Source organism: Lacrimispora sanguinis (assembly GCF_044987295.1).
Classification (GTDB): domain Bacteria; phylum Bacillota; class Clostridia; order Lachnospirales; family Lachnospiraceae; genus Lacrimispora; species Lacrimispora celerecrescens_B.
On the sequence record NZ_CP173277.1, the window covers coordinates 432,503 to 447,908 of the forward strand.

19 protein-coding genes are annotated in these 15,406 nt (G+C 44.1%); all 19 read left to right on the forward strand.

All coding sequences use genetic code 11. The features are described from left to right. Positions 1 to 49 precede the first annotated feature (49 nt). The 19 genes from rlmN to lepB all read left to right on the forward strand — a co-directional run bounded on the left by rlmN (position 50) and on the right by lepB (position 15,398). Positions 50 to 1,114 carry a 23S rRNA (adenine(2503)-C(2))-methyltransferase RlmN gene (gene rlmN, locus ACHZES_RS02060; RefSeq protein ID WP_038282995.1) on the forward strand — a complete coding sequence of 355 codons (1,065 nt, stop codon included), beginning with the start codon at positions 50 to 52 and terminating at the stop codon, positions 1,112 to 1,114. 27 nt (positions 1,115 to 1,141) lie between these two features. Next, positions 1,142 to 1,885, forward strand: a complete 744-nt coding sequence (locus tag ACHZES_RS02065) for a Stp1/IreP family PP2C-type Ser/Thr phosphatase (RefSeq protein ID WP_038282994.1) — start codon at positions 1,142 to 1,144, stop codon at positions 1,883 to 1,885. Beyond that, the gene (gene pknB, locus ACHZES_RS02070) at positions 1,882 to 4,041 is read left to right on the forward strand and encodes a Stk1 family PASTA domain-containing Ser/Thr kinase (protein ID WP_038282993.1); all 2,160 of its coding nucleotides are present in this window, start codon (positions 1,882 to 1,884) and stop codon (positions 4,039 to 4,041) included. The genes ACHZES_RS02065 and pknB overlap by 4 nt, the downstream gene beginning before the upstream one ends. A 39-nt stretch (positions 4,042 to 4,080) precedes the next feature. After that, positions 4,081 to 4,959: a ribosome small subunit-dependent GTPase A gene (gene rsgA / locus ACHZES_RS02075; RefSeq protein WP_395548544.1), complete on the forward strand. Its 879-nt coding sequence runs from the start codon at positions 4,081 to 4,083 to the stop codon at positions 4,957 to 4,959. Between the two features lies 1 nt (position 4,960). After that, positions 4,961 to 5,623, forward strand: a complete 663-nt coding sequence (gene rpe / locus ACHZES_RS02080) for a ribulose-phosphate 3-epimerase (protein WP_154520693.1) — start codon at positions 4,961 to 4,963, stop codon at positions 5,621 to 5,623. Continuing rightward, the gene (locus tag ACHZES_RS02085; protein WP_395548543.1) at positions 5,620 to 6,282 is read left to right on the forward strand and encodes a thiamine diphosphokinase; all 663 of its coding nucleotides are present in this window, start codon (positions 5,620 to 5,622) and stop codon (positions 6,280 to 6,282) included. The genes rpe and ACHZES_RS02085 overlap by 4 nt, the downstream gene beginning before the upstream one ends. Before the next feature lie 96 nt (positions 6,283 to 6,378). After that, the gene (locus tag ACHZES_RS02090) at positions 6,379 to 6,966 is read left to right on the forward strand and encodes an ECF transporter S component (protein WP_154520692.1); all 588 of its coding nucleotides are present in this window, start codon (positions 6,379 to 6,381) and stop codon (positions 6,964 to 6,966) included. An 8-nt stretch (positions 6,967 to 6,974) separates the two neighbouring features. After that, complete coding sequence (locus ACHZES_RS02095; RefSeq protein WP_395548542.1) at positions 6,975 to 7,814, forward strand: pyridoxamine kinase; 840 nt, start codon at positions 6,975 to 6,977, stop codon at positions 7,812 to 7,814. Positions 7,815 to 7,946: 132 nt separating this feature from the next. Continuing rightward, positions 7,947 to 9,236, forward strand: a complete 1,290-nt coding sequence (serS, locus tag ACHZES_RS02100; protein ID WP_154520690.1) for a serine--tRNA ligase — start codon at positions 7,947 to 7,949, stop codon at positions 9,234 to 9,236. 185 nt (positions 9,237 to 9,421) lie between these two features. Beyond that, complete coding sequence (locus tag ACHZES_RS02105; RefSeq protein ID WP_038282982.1) at positions 9,422 to 9,787, forward strand: VOC family protein; 366 nt, start codon at positions 9,422 to 9,424, stop codon at positions 9,785 to 9,787. A 9-nt stretch (positions 9,788 to 9,796) separates the two neighbouring features. Then, complete coding sequence (locus ACHZES_RS02110) at positions 9,797 to 10,480, forward strand: alpha/beta fold hydrolase (RefSeq protein WP_395548541.1); 684 nt, start codon at positions 9,797 to 9,799, stop codon at positions 10,478 to 10,480. Between the two features lie 73 nt (positions 10,481 to 10,553). After that, positions 10,554 to 10,904, forward strand: coding sequence for a YlxM family DNA-binding protein (gene ylxM, locus ACHZES_RS02115; protein ID WP_038282978.1), 351 nt, complete (start codon positions 10,554 to 10,556; stop codon positions 10,902 to 10,904). 11 nt (positions 10,905 to 10,915) lie between these two features. Then, complete coding sequence (ffh, locus tag ACHZES_RS02120; RefSeq protein ID WP_038282976.1) at positions 10,916 to 12,265, forward strand: signal recognition particle protein; 1,350 nt, start codon at positions 10,916 to 10,918, stop codon at positions 12,263 to 12,265. Positions 12,266 to 12,351: 86 nt separating this feature from the next. Next, complete coding sequence (gene rpsP, locus ACHZES_RS02125; protein ID WP_013272775.1) at positions 12,352 to 12,594, forward strand: 30S ribosomal protein S16; 243 nt, start codon at positions 12,352 to 12,354, stop codon at positions 12,592 to 12,594. A gap of 15 nt (positions 12,595 to 12,609) precedes the next feature. Then, positions 12,610 to 12,837: a KH domain-containing protein gene (locus tag ACHZES_RS02130; RefSeq protein ID WP_025233209.1), complete on the forward strand. Its 228-nt coding sequence runs from the start codon at positions 12,610 to 12,612 to the stop codon at positions 12,835 to 12,837. Positions 12,838 to 12,995: 158 nt separating this feature from the next. Continuing rightward, on the forward strand, positions 12,996 to 13,505 hold the full coding sequence (gene rimM / locus ACHZES_RS02135) for a ribosome maturation factor RimM (protein WP_038282974.1): 510 nt from the start codon (positions 12,996 to 12,998) through the stop codon (positions 13,503 to 13,505). 22 nt (positions 13,506 to 13,527) lie between these two features. After that, a complete protein-coding gene (trmD, locus tag ACHZES_RS02140; protein WP_038282972.1) occupies positions 13,528 to 14,259 on the forward strand; it encodes a tRNA (guanosine(37)-N1)-methyltransferase TrmD in 732 nt (243 codons plus the stop codon). Between the two features lie 131 nt (positions 14,260 to 14,390). Further along, the gene (rplS, locus tag ACHZES_RS02145; protein ID WP_025233207.1) at positions 14,391 to 14,738 is read left to right on the forward strand and encodes a 50S ribosomal protein L19; all 348 of its coding nucleotides are present in this window, start codon (positions 14,391 to 14,393) and stop codon (positions 14,736 to 14,738) included. A 108-nt stretch (positions 14,739 to 14,846) separates the two neighbouring features. Beyond that, positions 14,847 to 15,398 carry a signal peptidase I gene (gene lepB, locus ACHZES_RS02150; RefSeq protein ID WP_038282969.1) on the forward strand — a complete coding sequence of 184 codons (552 nt, stop codon included), beginning with the start codon at positions 14,847 to 14,849 and terminating at the stop codon, positions 15,396 to 15,398. The last annotated feature ends 8 nt before the right edge of the window (positions 15,399 to 15,406 follow it).

Consider the following 15,406-nt stretch of genomic DNA (forward strand, 5'->3'; position numbering starts at 1 on the left):
CGGGGTGGGCACTGCCCAAAGAGTATGGGCAGAATAGAGGAAATGGATAATGGATAAGATAGATATTAAATCTCTTGATATGGAACGCTTAACATCCTATATGGTGTCCATCGGAGAAAAGCCCTTCCGTGCAAAGCAGCTTTATGAATGGATGCACCAGAAGCTGGCTTCTGATTTTAATGAAATGACCAATCTTCCTAACGCACTGAAGGAAAAGCTTTTGCAGCTGGCAGAATTTACGTGCCTTACAGTTGTAGAGGAAAAGATTTCAAAAATAGATGAAACAAGAAAATACTTATTTGCCCTTTCCGATGGAAATGTGATTGAAAGCGTTTTAATGAAGTACAAGCATGGAAATTCAGTCTGCATTTCATCTCAGGTGGGCTGCCGCATGGGCTGCCGGTTCTGCGCTTCCACACTTGACGGGCTGGAAAGAAACCTAACTCCTTCTGAAATGCTTGATCAGATATACCGGATTCAGAGAATTACCGGAGAACGGGTTTCCAATGTGGTTGTCATGGGCTCCGGAGAACCTCTAGACAATTATGATAATCTGGTACAATTCATTCGTCTTCTTACTGATGAAAATGGGCTGAATATCAGCCAGCGAGGCATAACGGTATCCACCTGCGGCATTGTTCCGGGAATTCTTCGTTTGGCTGAAGAGGATTTACAGATTACCCTGGCATTGTCTCTTCATGCACCAAACGATGAAGTGAGGAAAACCCTGATGCCCGTTGCCAATCGCTTCCCTCTAAAAGATGTACTGGATGCCTGCCAGACGTATTTTGAAAAAACCGGGAGAAGGCTTACCTTTGAATACAGCCTGGTGAGCGGAGTTAACGACAATTTAAAGGAAGCCTCCGCACTTACTGCTCTTTTAAAAGGACAACATGGACATGTGAATCTGATTCCGGTAAATCCTATTAAAGAGCGTAATTACGTACAGTCAGACCGAAAAGCTATAGAAGCATTTAAAAATCTTCTTGAAAAAAACGGAATAAATGTTACTATAAGAAGAGAAATGGGACGGGATATTAACGGCGCCTGTGGACAGCTGAGGAAAAGCTTTTTAAATCAAGAGTCAGTTACTGCGCCTGGCTCGTTGCTATAGAAATAAAGAGGAAGTGAGAATAAAACGATGAAGGCTTGCGCTATGACGGACACCGGAAGGGTTCGTACGGCCAATCAGGATTATGTCTATGCCCAGACGGAGCCCTTGGGTACTCTGCCCAATCTTTTTTTGGTTGCAGACGGTATGGGCGGTCATCAGGCCGGTGATTATGCCTCCAGATATATTGCCGAAAGTCTGGTGGCTCATTTAAAACAAGCGGATTCGCTGGGTATTGTTCCGCTTCTTCGGGAGGAAATCTTGAAGGTCAACGGAATGCTTTACCAGGAATCTATGAAAAGCACAGAATTAAACGGCATGGGAACAACCCTTGTGGCGGCAGTGATCGAAGACACTACGATGTATGTGGCTAACGTAGGAGACAGCCGTCTGTATCTGGTAAGGAATCGCCTGCAGCAGATTACAAAGGACCATTCCTACGTGGAAGAACTGGTATCTTTAGGCCAACTGGAACGGGGAAGCCGGGATTACCGGGAAAAGAAGAATATTATCACAAGAGCGGTTGGTACAGAGGATAAGCTGGAGATTGATTTTTTTGAAGTCAGCCTGGAACCAGGGGATTATGTGCTCATGTGTTCCGATGGACTCAGTAATATGCTTGAGGACGCTGAGATAGAAGAAATTATATGCTCGGAACTGGAACTGCCAGAAAAGGCAGAGAAGTTGATTACAATAGCCAATGATAATGGCGGAAAAGACAATATAGCTGTTGTTTTAATTGATCCGCAAATTGGCAGGGAGGTAAGCTTATGATCTTAAGACCGGGGACATTTTTACAGGACAGATATGAAATACTGGAGCAGATTGGTTCCGGCGGGATGTCAGATGTGTATAAGGCCCTGTGCCATAAATTAAACCGCCCTGTTGCCATAAAGGTCTTGAAGGAAGAATTCAGTTCTGACAGCGGTTTTGTCAGCAAGTTTAAAATGGAAGCCCAGGCGGCTGCCCGCCTTTCTCATCCCAACATCGTAAATATCTATGATGTAGTGGATGAAGGGAATCTTCATTACATTGTTATGGAACTGATTGAAGGAATTACATTAAAAAATTATATTAATAAAAAAGGCTGTCTTGATGTTAAGGAGGCCATTGGTGTTGCTATTTCCGTTGCACAGGGAATCGAAGCGGCTCATGAACAAGGGATCATACATCGGGATATCAAGCCGCAGAATATCATCATTGCCAGGGATGGAAAAGTAAAAGTGGCTGATTTTGGAATCGCACGGGCAGCCTCTTCCCAGACCTTAAGTGCTACCGCGGTAGGTTCAGTCCATTACATATCTCCTGAACAGGCAAGAGGCGGTTACAGTGATGTGAGAAGTGATGTTTATTCTCTGGGTATCACCATGTACGAAATGGTGGCTGGCAGAGTCCCGTTTCAGGGCGATAATACCGTGACGGTTGCCCTGGCCCATTTGGAAGACCCTATCACACCGCCCAGTTATTATAATGAGAACATTCCGGTAGGTCTTGAAAATATTATTTTAAAATGTACCGAAAAGAAACCGGAGTACCGTTATGGAAGCATGCATGAGGTCATATCCGACTTACGGAAGGCTCTTGTGAATCCTGACGGAGATTTTGTACAATATAATTCCCAGGTGGATGATTCCCAGACGGTTATTATCGGAAAACCGGAGTTAGAACAGATTCGTTCCGGCCGGAAGATCCAGGCAGATCCCATTGCCGGCCGGAATGGAAACAGGAATCAGGAGCAGCGGCCGGAACGCCGCCCAGATAAAAACGCGGGAGGGCAGCAAGGAAGCAGCAAAGCCAGGAAACAGGATACAGAGGATGACATCAATCCTAAAATCGAAAGACTGCTCACTGCGGCAGGCGTTGTTGTAGCCATTCTCATTGTGATCGTACTGGTTATTGTGTTCTCTAAAGTGGGCGGATTATTCCGTTCCGGTTCTCCCAAGGAAACCGAACCAACTGCGGAGATTTCTACAGAAGAAACGTTAAGTGATAAAAAAGTAAAAATGACAAGCGTTGTGGGATTGGCTACGGATATTGCTGAGCAGAAGTTAAAAGATAACGGCGGTCTGTACATGAAGGTAAGTGATTATGTATTTGATGACACCGTAGACAAAGGTGATATTGTGTCTCAGGACCCGGCAGAGGGTACGGTAATTGATAAATATTCTGCTGTTTATGTAGTGGTCAGCAAGGGACCGGAGCATGCGACCATTGATTTAACAAAGCTAGACTTAGAGAAGATGGATGGCGTTGCTGCCAAAACAGCGCTGGAGGGCAATGGCCTGACAGTCAATGTGGAACAGAAGAACAGCGAAACCGTAGCGTCAGGATATGTAATCAGCTACAGTCCTGATAAGGCAAAAGAAGGAGAAACCGTAACTCTGGTATTAAGCAGCGGTCCGGCTCTTGCCAATCCGACCACTGTTCCGAACATTGTCGGCCAGACCCAGGAGATCGCTGTGGAGATGCTGGCTGATGCAGGGCTGGTTCAGGGAACGGTTACAGAAGCCGCCTCTGAGACGGTTCCCCGTGGCAGCGTTATCAGTCAGTCCTTAACTGAAAACAGCCAGGTAGAAGCGGGTACAGCCGTGGATTTTGTCCTCAGCAGCGGAACCGCCCAACAGTCTAAATACAAATATCTGGCTTCCATTGAAAAGTCTTATCCACTGCAAAATATTATCGGACCAGGCTCCGGCAGCACCCAGCTTACCTTAAAGATACAGCTGAGACAGTCGGTGAATGGAAGGGACGAAATCAGAGAACTTATGGGACCCGTTACCATGGCAGGCGACCAGTCGCTTCCCGTATCGTTTAAAAATATAGAAGGCGTTTACGGCATCTCCGGCGGGACAGTAGAAATCGTGAATGTGGAAACAGGTGATATAATTAATTCTTATTACGTCACGTTTATTCCGGTACCGCAATCGTAAGGAACACACCCTTCGGGTATCAGGAAAAAAGGAAAATATATGACAGGAAAAATTTTGAAAGGAATTGCAGGTTTTTACTATGTGCACGGCACGGACGAAAACATCTATGAATGTAAAGCAAAGGGTATTTTTCGCAATAAAAATGTGAAGCCTCTGGTTGGAGATGATGTGGAATTTTCTATTCTGGACAGTTTGGAAATGAAAGGAAACATCGATCAAATCCTCCCAAGGAAAAATACCCTGGTTCGACCTGCCGTAGCCAATGTGGATCAGGCGCTGGTGCTATTTGCCATCACCCATCCGGAACCCAACTTAAATCTGCTGGATCGTTTTCTGGTTATGATGGAAGTTCAGGAGGTTCCAGTAAAAATCTGTTTTAATAAAACTGATTTAACAAATAGAGAAGAAAAGCTGGCTCTTGGAGCAATCTATGAGGCAGCTGGCTATCCCGTATATTTTACCAGTACCTATGACGATCAGGGAATTGAGGAGATCAGAGATCTGGTGCGTGGGAAAACCACGGTTCTGGCAGGGCCTTCCGGAGTGGGAAAGTCCTCCTTAACCAACCTCCTCTATCCTAAGGCTGAGATGGAGACTGCCAATATCAGCGAGAAAATTCAGAGAGGAAAGCATACGACCAGGCATTCTGAGCTTTTTGGCATCGGAAGTGATACGTACCTTATGGATACACCGGGATTTAGTTCCATGTACTTGGAAGACTTGGAGTGCGGTCAACTGAAGGATTATTTTCCGGAGTTTGAATCCTATGAAGACGGGTGCCGGTTCCTGGGCTGTGTGCACATAGGAGAAAAAACCTGCGGCATAAAAGCTGCGGTAGAAGAAGGAAAAATAAACCGGGGCCGATATGAAAATTACCGGCTTTTATATCAGGATCTAAAAGAGAAAAGGAGATATTAATATGCTTAAACTTGCCCCTTCCATATTAGCGGCAGACTTTAAAAAACTTGGACAGCAGGTAGCTGAAGTGTCGGAGGCAGGAGCCCAGTACATTCATCTGGATGTGATGGATGGTGCATTTGTGCCCAGTATTTCATTTGGAATGCCGGTTATCGGAAGCCTGCGAAGCTGCTCTGACCGGGTATTCGATGTCCACATGATGGTTGAAGAACCTGGAAGATATATCAATGATATCAAAGAAGCGGGAGCTGATCTCATCTGTGTTCATGCGGAAGCCTGCACCCACTTAGACCGTACCATAAACCAGATCAAGGAAGCAGGGCTAAAAGCCGGAGTGGCCTTAAATCCGGCAACCTCCTTATCTGTCCTGGATTTCATTTTGCCGGAAGTAGACATGGTTTTAATCATGACGGTAAACCCAGGCTTTGGCGGACAAAAATTTATTCCGTATACACTGGATAAGGTCAGGGCCTTAAGGCGCATCTGTAAGGAGCGGAATTTAGAGACAGATATCCAGGTTGACGGTGGCGTTACCTGTGATAACGTGAGAGAACTGATTGAAGCAGGCGCCAATGTATTTGTGGCTGGTTCCGCTGTATTTAAAGGAAATGCGGCTGAGAATACAAAGGCATTCTTAAAAATATTTGAGGAATATGAAGGGTGAAAGAAGAAACTACAGGTTTGATCGTTACCGGGGGAATCATAGATTATGGATTTGCCGGCAGCTTCTTAGAAAACAGAACGTTTGATAAAATCATCGCAGTAGATGGGGGACTGGCAGCTCTTTCCAGACTTCAGTTAAAGCCGGATGCCATTGTTGGAGATTTTGATTCGGTAGCAGAAGATATCCTGGCAGAGTATAAAAACAGTTCAGACAATATTACCTGGGAAATACACAAACCGGAAAAGGATGAAACAGATACAGAGCTTGCCTTAAATACCGCCATAGGACTTGGCTGCTCGAAGCTGGTCCTGCTGGGGGCAACAGGAGGAAGGATGGATCATTTTATCGGCAATCTCCATCTTCTTTATGCCTGCCTAAAAAAGGGTGTGGAAGCTGCCATTGTTGATGAAAAGAACTGGATCACAGTGATTGATAAAGGGAGAACGTTTCTGGCTGAAACATTATGGGGAAAATATATCTCCTTTCTTCCCCTGTGCGGGGAAGTGAAGAAAATCACACTGACCGGTTTCAAGTATCCTCTTTATGAAAAGGACATTGACTTAGGAACCAGCTTATGCATCAGCAATGAGCTGACTGGTGAAGTGGGCACAATCGAATTTGCTTCCGGTACCTTAATCTGTATCCAATCCCATGACTAGACTGGCATGGCTTAATATATCGAAACTGGATATTTATATCACTCCACTTGCGTGCTAAGATAAAGAACAACAAGAGCAGCAAGGGAGGAATTACCAATGAGTAAAACAGACAACAGGATTTATAAAACCGCACTGACAGGACTGTTTGCCGCTATGTCCTACGTAGTATTTACATTCCTGCAATTTAAGATCACACTCCCGGGAGGGGATGCCACTTCCATTCACTTAGGAAATGCGGTCTGTGTTTTGGGCGCACTTTTATTAGGCGGGCTGTACGGCGGATTAGGCGGCGCGATCGGTATGACCATAGGAGACCTTTTTGATCCGGTTTATGTGGTATATGCGCCAAAGACATTTGTATTAAAATTGTGCATCGGTCTTATTACAGGATTTCTGGCCCATAGAATCGGTAAGATCAATGAATCCTCTGACAAAAAGCATATTCTGACCTGGACCATCACGGCAGTTGCAGGGGGACTATTGTTCAATGTAATTTTTGATCCGCTGGTCGGTTATTATTACAAGCTTCTGATTCTGGGGAAACCGGCGGCAGAGCTTACACTGGCGTGGAACGTTGCAGCCACTTCGATTAATGCAATCACCTCCGCCATTGTTTCCGTCATCATTTACATGCCTCTTAGAAATTCATTGATTAAGTCGGGTTTATTTACAAAAATTTGTTAGGAGCTCTTATGACATCAGAAAAACATCAGAAAAAAATTGCTGTTATTCATGATCTGTCGGGATATGGCCGCTGTTCCTTAACAGTGGCTCTTCCTATTCTTTCAGCCTTAAAGGTACAGTGTTGTCCGGTTCCCACATCCATTTTATCCAGCCATACCGGATTTTCCACCTACTTTTTTGACGATTATACAGAGAAAATGCCCTTATATATTGAACAGTGGAAGAAACTGGATTTATCCTTTGACGGGATTTACAGCGGGTTTTTAGGTTCCGAGGAACAGATTGGAATTGTCATTGACATGATTAAGGAGTTTAGAACACCGGAAACAACGGTTTTGGTAGATCCTATTATGGGAGATCACGGCAAGGCTTATCAGACCTATACGGAACGGATGTGCAGCCGTATGAAGGAACTGGTGGGCTTTGGTGACATTGTGACCCCAAATCTGACAGAGGCCTGTATCTTAACCGGCAGAAAATACCGGTCATCAGGCTGGAAGCGTTCAGAGCTTCTTTCCATGGCCGCAGAGATATGGGATATGGGACCGGATTCCGTGGTGATCACGGGAGTAAGGGAAGGCAACTATGTGACCAATGTAGTGGCGGAGAAGAACCGGGAGCCCCATTTTTTGCGCTCTCTTCATGTAGGAAGTGAACGGCCGGGGACCGGAGATGTGTTTTCCAGCATCCTCGCAGCCCAGACAGTGAAAGGGATTCCATTAACAGAATCAGTGAAAAAAGCGGCCGGTTTTGTAAAGGCCAGTATTATAAAATCCGATGAGCTGCATGTCCCGATTAAAAACGGAGTGTGCTTTGAAGAAATCCTTTCTATGCTGATTCGGGGATAAGAATGAGGCGAAGGATGGGGAATTTTAGGAAAGGGGCTTTTCTTTGCCCTTTTTTTGTAGTATAATCAACGGCAGACTATCATGCGGGACAACTTTCGCAGAAAATATTGAGGAAAAACCAGGAGGAACACCATGTTAGATTTAAAGTTTGTAAGAGAAAATCCTGAAATTGTAAAGGAAAACATTAAAAATAAATTCCAGGATAGCAAGCTGCCATTAGTTGACGAAGTCATTGAACTTGATGAGCAGAACCGTACAGCGAAGCAGGAAGGGGATGCTTTAAGAGCTGAACGTAACAAACTTTCCAAACAGATCGGCGCCTTGATGGGACAGGGAAAAAAGGAAGAAGCAGAGGAAATGAAGAAGAACGTGACCAATGCTTCTGATCATCTGGCTCAGTTGGAAGAAAAGGAACGTGATCTGGAAGAAAGAATCAAAAAGATCATGATGACCATTCCGAATATCATTGATCCCAGCGTACCCATCGGTAAGGATGACAGCGAGAACGTAGAGGTAGAGCGTTACGGCGAGCCGGTTGTTCCTGAATTCGAGATTCCCTATCACACGGACATCATGGAAAGCTTTGACGGCATTGACCTTGACAGCGCAAGAAAAGTGGCCGGCAATGGCTTTTATTACCTGATGGGCGATATTGCAAGGCTTCATTCTTCCGTACTTTCCTATGCAAGGGATTTCATGATCAACCGTGGTTTTACCTATTGCATTCCGCCTTTCATGATCCGCAGTGAAGTGGTTACCGGTGTTATGAGCTTTGCTGAAATGGATGCCATGATGTATAAGATTGAAGGAGAGGATTTATATCTGATCGGTACCAGCGAGCATTCCATGATTGGAAAATTCATTGATACCATTCTTCCGGAAGAAAAGCTTCCTCAGACTTTAACCAGTTATTCTCCTTGTTTCCGTAAGGAGAAAGGCGCTCATGGTTTGGAAGAACGTGGAGTGTACCGGATCCATCAGTTTGAAAAGCAGGAGATGATCGTTGTCTGCAAGCCGGAAGAAAGTATGGATTGGTATGATAAATTATGGCAGAATACGGTTGACTTATTCCGTTCCCTGGATATCCCGGTAAGAACTCTGGAATGCTGTTCCGGAGATTTGGCGGATTTAAAGGTGAAATCAGTGGATGTGGAGGCCTGGTCCCCAAGACAGAAAAAGTATTTTGAGGTAGGAAGCTGCTCTAATTTAGGGGATGCTCAGGCAAGAAGACTTAAAATTCGTGTTTCTGGAGACGATGGTAGAAAGTATTTTGCCCATACGTTAAATAACACCGTAGCTGCTCCTCCAAGAATGCTGATCGCTTTCCTGGAAAACAATTTACAGGCGGATGGAACCGTGAGGATTCCTGAGGCTTTACAGCCCTATATGGGAGGCACGAAAGCACTTATGCCTAAAAAATAAGAATCATAATAAGGTCCGGCTTTTTCTGAAAGGCCGGACCTTTTAACTTTTCCCACACAAGATATACGGTTGCAGTTGACAAGTGGGATCATAGGTATGGTATGATGGATATTACTAAGACAGGTGCGTAACCGGTAATAGGGAAAACGCAGCTGGCACGAAAAATGAAAAGGAGTGACGGCGGTATGATTACATTTAACCATTTTAATTTTAATGTACTTGATCTGGAAAAGAGCTTGACATTCTATAAGGATGCACTGGGCCTTAACCCTGTGCGTGAAAAAACAGCGTCAGACGGTTCCTTTAAACTGATATATTTAGGTGATGGAAAAAGTGATTTTACTCTGGAACTGACTTACTTAACCGAACGAAAAGAGCCTTATAACCTGGGAGAATGTGAATTTCATCTGGCATTTAAAACGGATGAATATGAAAGCTTCTATAAGAAACATAAAGAAATGGGCGTTATCTGCTATGAAAACCCTGCCATGGGCATTTATTTCATCAGTGATCCTGACGGCTATTGGATCGAAATTGTTCCCGCCAGATAAGGAGAAGCCGTGTATATTGAAGTAAATGGAGTCACGTTATACTATGAGGTATCAGGAAGCGGCCCGGCTATTCTTCTTGTCCATGGGAATGGAGAGGATCACAGTATTTTTAATGAGACAGCGGAGCTTTTAAGTGAAGATTATACTGTATACGCCCTGGATTCCAGAGGTCATGGAAAAAGTTCCAGAGTGAAAATGCTGGGATATGAGGTGATGGCGGAAGACGTGGCAGAATTTGTCAGGAAGCTGAAACTTGAAAAACCCTGTTACTGCGGATTCAGTGACGGCGGAATCATTGGGATTCTGGCCGCCGTCCGTTATCCAGAGGTTTTTTCAAAGATGGTGTTTTGCGGTGCCAATGCTTATCCTCAGGGTTTAAAATGGCATTGGCTTAAATTCTTCGCTTTGCAGGAAGCCATAAACCACGATCCAAAACTTTTGATGATACTCCGAGAACCTCATATAACGGTCAAAGAGCTGGAGAGCATTCCGGTTCCGGTCCTTATTTTGGCTGGAGAACGAGATATGGTCCGTGAATCCCACACCCGTTATCTTGCCTCAAAAATCAAAGGCAGCTGTCTAAAAATCCTTCCCGGAGAAGGGCATGGCAGTTATATCGTACACAGCAGGAAACTTTATTATTTTATGAAGAAGTTTCTTGAAAGACCGATTCCCATAGAAAAATATATTTAAAATAAAACAGGGGTGTAAAGAAAAAACACTTGACACCATATAAAAAATATTGTATGATATCCCAGGTGATGATATGGAGAGGATTGCAAGACAGGGCTTGTTATATGATTTCTACGGCGCTCTTTTAACAGAGCATCAAAGGCATATCTACGAAGATGTGGTTTTTTACGACCTTTCTTTAAGTGAGATTGCAGAAGAACAGGGAATCAGCCGTCAAGGTGTCCATGACCTCATTAAACGGTGTAATAAGATTCTGGAAGATTATGAAGAAAAACTTCATTTGGTAAAAAAGTTTGAGCAGACAAAAAAACTGGCCAGAGAAATCCAGAGTCTGACAAAGGAGTTTGCCGGCAGTTCAGATATGAATCTGATCCATCGCATTGAGGAGATATCGGGCGAAATCATCGAGCTGGAAGCTCATTAGGAGGGCGTTAGATGGCTTTTGAGAGCTTATCCGATAAATTACAGAATGTATTTAAGAATTTAAGAGGCAAAGGACGCTTGTCCGAAGCCGATGTGAAAACAGCCCTTAAAGAAGTGAAGATGGCTTTACTGGAAGCCGATGTAAGTTTTAAGGTTGTTAAACAGTTTATAAGTGCTGTACAGGAGCGGGCAATCGGACAGGATGTCCAGAACAGTCTGACTCCCGGACAGATGGTAATAAAGATTGTAAATGAAGAGCTGGTAAAGCTGATGGGATCGGAAACAACTGAGATTTCGTTAAAGCCTGCCAGCGATATGACCATCATCATGATGGCCGGTCTTCAAGGTGCCGGTAAAACGACAACCACTGCCAAGATTGCCGGTAAGCTTAAGGCAAAAGGCAGGAAGCCGCTTCTCGTTGCCTGTGACGTTTATCGTCCGGCTGCTATCAAGCAGCTGCAGATCAATGGGGAAAAGCAGGGCGTTCCCGTTTTCTCCATGGGAGAAAATCATAAACCGGCAGATATTGCAAAAGCCGCTGTTGCTTATGCGGCAAAGAATGATCAGAATGTGATCATTTTGGATACGGCGGGCCGTCTTCACATTGATGAAGACATGATGAGCGAGCTGATCGAAATTAAAGATGCGGTAGATGTTCATCAGACAATACTGGTAGTCGATGCCATGACAGGACAAGATGCGGTAAATGTAGCAGGAATGTTCAACGACAAAATCGGCATTGACGGCGTTATCATTACCAAGCTGGACGGTGATACCAGGGGCGGAGCCGCCCTCTCAATCCGTGCAGTAACTGGAAAACCGGTTCTTTATGTAGGTATGGGAGAAAAGCTTTCCGATTTGGAACAGTTTTATCCGGACCGTATGGCTTCCAGAATCCTTGGTATGGGCGATATCCTTTCCCTTATTGAAAAGGCCGAAAGCCAGGTTGACGAAGAGAAAGCAAAAGAGTTGTCCCAAAAGCTCCGCAAGGCGGAATTTGATTACAATGACTTTTTAGACCAAATGAACCAGGTAAAGAAAATGGGCGGCATGGCAAGCATATTAAGCATGATGCCAGGCATGGGCCAGATGAAGGACATGGACTTTGATGAAAAAGCCATGGACCGGGTAGAAGCGATCATCCTTTCCATGAGCAATAAAGAACGATTGAATCCGGAGCTTATGAAAAATGCTTCCAGAAAGCAGCGTGTAGCAAAGGGTGCGGGAGTGGATATCACCGAAGTAAACCGCATAGTCAAGCAGTTTGATCAGATGAAGAAGATGATGAAGCAGCTTCCCGGCATGATGGGCGGCGGTAAGCGTCATGGCGGTTTGTTCGGCAAGATGAAGTTACCGTTTTAATTACTCTTTTACGTTAGCAAAGCAGATTTTCTGCGTTCGCTATAAATTAGTTTTAGAATCCAAGATTTAAGGAGGTGAATTTCAAAATGGCAGTAAAAATGAGATTAAAAAGAATGGGTCAGAAAAAGGCTCCTTTCTATAGAATTGTAGTTGCAGATTCCAGATCTCCAAGAGATGGCAGATTCATCGAAGAGGTTGGTTACTATGATCCTACCACAGAACCAAGCGTAATCAAGTTTAACGAAGAGAACGCAAAGAAGTGGTTAACTGCAGGTGCTCAGCCAACCGAAGTTGTAAGCAAGCTTTTAAAGATCGCCGGTATCCAGTAGTGAGAGGTGAAGCATATGAAGGAATTAGTAGAAGTAATTGCAAGAGCACTGGTTGATAACCCGGATCAGGTTGTTGTTACTGAAACCGTAAAGGACGATGAGATAATCCTTGAACTTACGGTTGCACCTTCTGACATGGGTAAGGTAATTGGCAAGCAGGGCAGGATTGCAAAAGCTATCCGTTCTGTTGTAAAAGCAGCAGCTTCCAAAGAAGACAAAAAGGTTACTGTAGAAATCCAGTAATCGTAAAAGACCGCCGGCCTGTCGGGACGACGGTCCTTTTGGTATCATTTTCTTTGTGCAAATGCTTAAGAACAAGCCGGATAGTGATATCCGGTTTCTTTGACATGGTTCAATGAGCAAAGCGAATCGGATTCCCTTTGCATAATATGGAGAGACAGATGGATAATTTGTTAAGAGTTGGCGTAATTTCATCCACCCACGGGGTGAGAGGAGAAGTAAAGGTTTATCCAACCACAGATGACGTAAATCGTTTTAAAAGTTTAAAGAATGTAATTCTGGATAACGGTCGGGAGCATATGGATCTGGAAATCCAGGGAGTAAAGTTTTTTAAGAATATGGTAATCCTTAAGTTCAAAGGATTTGATTCTATTGATGATATTGAAAAATATAAAGGAAAAGATCTGCTCATAACCAGGGACCAGGCTGTAGAACTTGGACCGGATGAAAATTTCATCGTTGATTTAATTGGACTTCGTGTAATCACTGATAATGGAGAAGAGTTTGGAACCCTGACCGATGTGATTAAGACCGGAGCCAATGATGTCTATGAAGTAAAGACGGCAGAAGGGAAGGAAGTCCTGTTTCCGGCAATCAAGGAATGCGTATTAAATGTGGATTTAACAGAAGGAATTGTTACGGTTCACATCATGGACGGGCTTCTGGATTAAAATAGAGGAGTGGAAATAGACAATGAATTATCACATATTAACCCTTTTTCCTGAGATGGTCCTAAACGGCCTCCACACCAGTATTATCGGGAGAGCGGCGGAAAAGGGCCTGCTCTCTATAGAAGCCATTGATATCCGGGAATATTCAACGGACAAGCATCGCCATGTGGATGATTATCCTTATGGGGGCGGAGCCGGAATGGTCATGCAGCCTATGCCTATCTGTGAAGCCTATGATGATTTGTGTGGGAAAATCGGGAAAAAACCAAGGGTAATCTATATGACTCCCCAAGGGAGGGTTTTTAACCAGAAAATTGCGGAGGAACTGGCACAGGAAGAAGATCTCGTTTTCCTATGCGGTCATTATGAAGGAATTGATGAGAGAGCTTTGGAACTGATTGCCACGGATTATCTTTCTATCGGTGACTATGTGCTGACAGGAGGCGAGCTTCCTGCCATGGTCATGATTGACTGCATCTCCCGGCTGATCCCAGGGGTCTTAAATAACGATACCTCTGCAGAATTTGAATCCTTCCACGACAATCTGCTGGAATACCCTCAGTATACCAGGCCGGAAGAGTACAGGGGACTTAGGGTTCCTGATATCCTTTTATCCGGTCATCATAAAAATATCGAAACTTGGCGAAGGGAACAATCCATTAAACGGACCCTGGAACGCAGGCCGGATCTTTTGGCGGATGCCAGCCTGTCTAAAAAAGAAGCAGAATATTTAAAAAAGCTTGAAAATGAGTAAGTAAAGGACTTGCAATCCAAGTTTCTTTATGATAAAATGTAAAACGTTGTGATGAAAAGGCGATGGTCCTCTGTTACGGATTTTAAAATGAAGTATTAAGAACATCAAATAATATCAAGGAGGTTCACACAATGAACGAAATTATTAAGAATATTGAAGCAGCACAGTTAAAGCAGGAAGTTCCTCAGTTCAACGTTGGCGATACCGTTAAGGTATACAACAAGATCAAAGAGGGTGCCCGCGAAAGAATCCAGATTTTTGAAGGAACCGTTATTAAAAGACAGAACGGCGGCGCTAGAGAAACATTTACCGTAAGAAAGAATTCTAACGGCATTGGCGTTGAGAAGACTTGGCCATTACATTCCCCTTCTGTAGACAACATTGAAGTTGTTAGAAGAGGTAAAGTAAGAAGAGCAAAACTTTACTACTTAAGAGACAGAGTAGGTAAAGCTGCTAAGGTTAAAGAATCAGTTAAATAATTCCGGATCAGGTGAGGGGGACAATGCAAATTGTCCCTTTCTTGACATAAGTCACTTAATGAAGGTAAGCGAAGCGAACTTCCTTATAATAGATGGGGGGTTTCACACATGGATTTTTATCGCAGTGAAGATAATAATAAGCTCCGGCAAATAGTCAATTGGATTGTCGATATTGTAGTAGTGATTGCCTTAGCATGGTTTCTGGTCTATGCTTATGGAACACAGATTGTGATTGCAGGGCATTCCATGCTTCCTCTTCTCGCTTCGGATGATGTGGTTTTGATGGACCGGCTGGCTTATGATTTTGGAAACCCGGATCGGTTTGATGTGGTGGTATTTCAAAGAGAAGATCAGAAAATGAATGTAAAAAGAGTCATCGGCCTGCCAGGGGAAACTGTGCAGATAAAAAACGATGAAATCTTGATTGACGGCGAAAAGCTAAAAGAACCGTCCGGTCCTGGCCGGATCTCCCTTGCCGGACTTGCGGAAAAGCCGGTCAAGCTTGGGAGTGATGAATATTTTCTGCTGGGTGATAACAGAGACAGCAGCGAGGACAGTCGTTTTGCCAATATCGGAAATGTAAGCAGAGGCCAGATTCAGGGAAAGGTTTGGTTCCGGATGATGCCTTTTATAAAAATGGAACTAATTCGTTCAAAGTAGAGGAATGT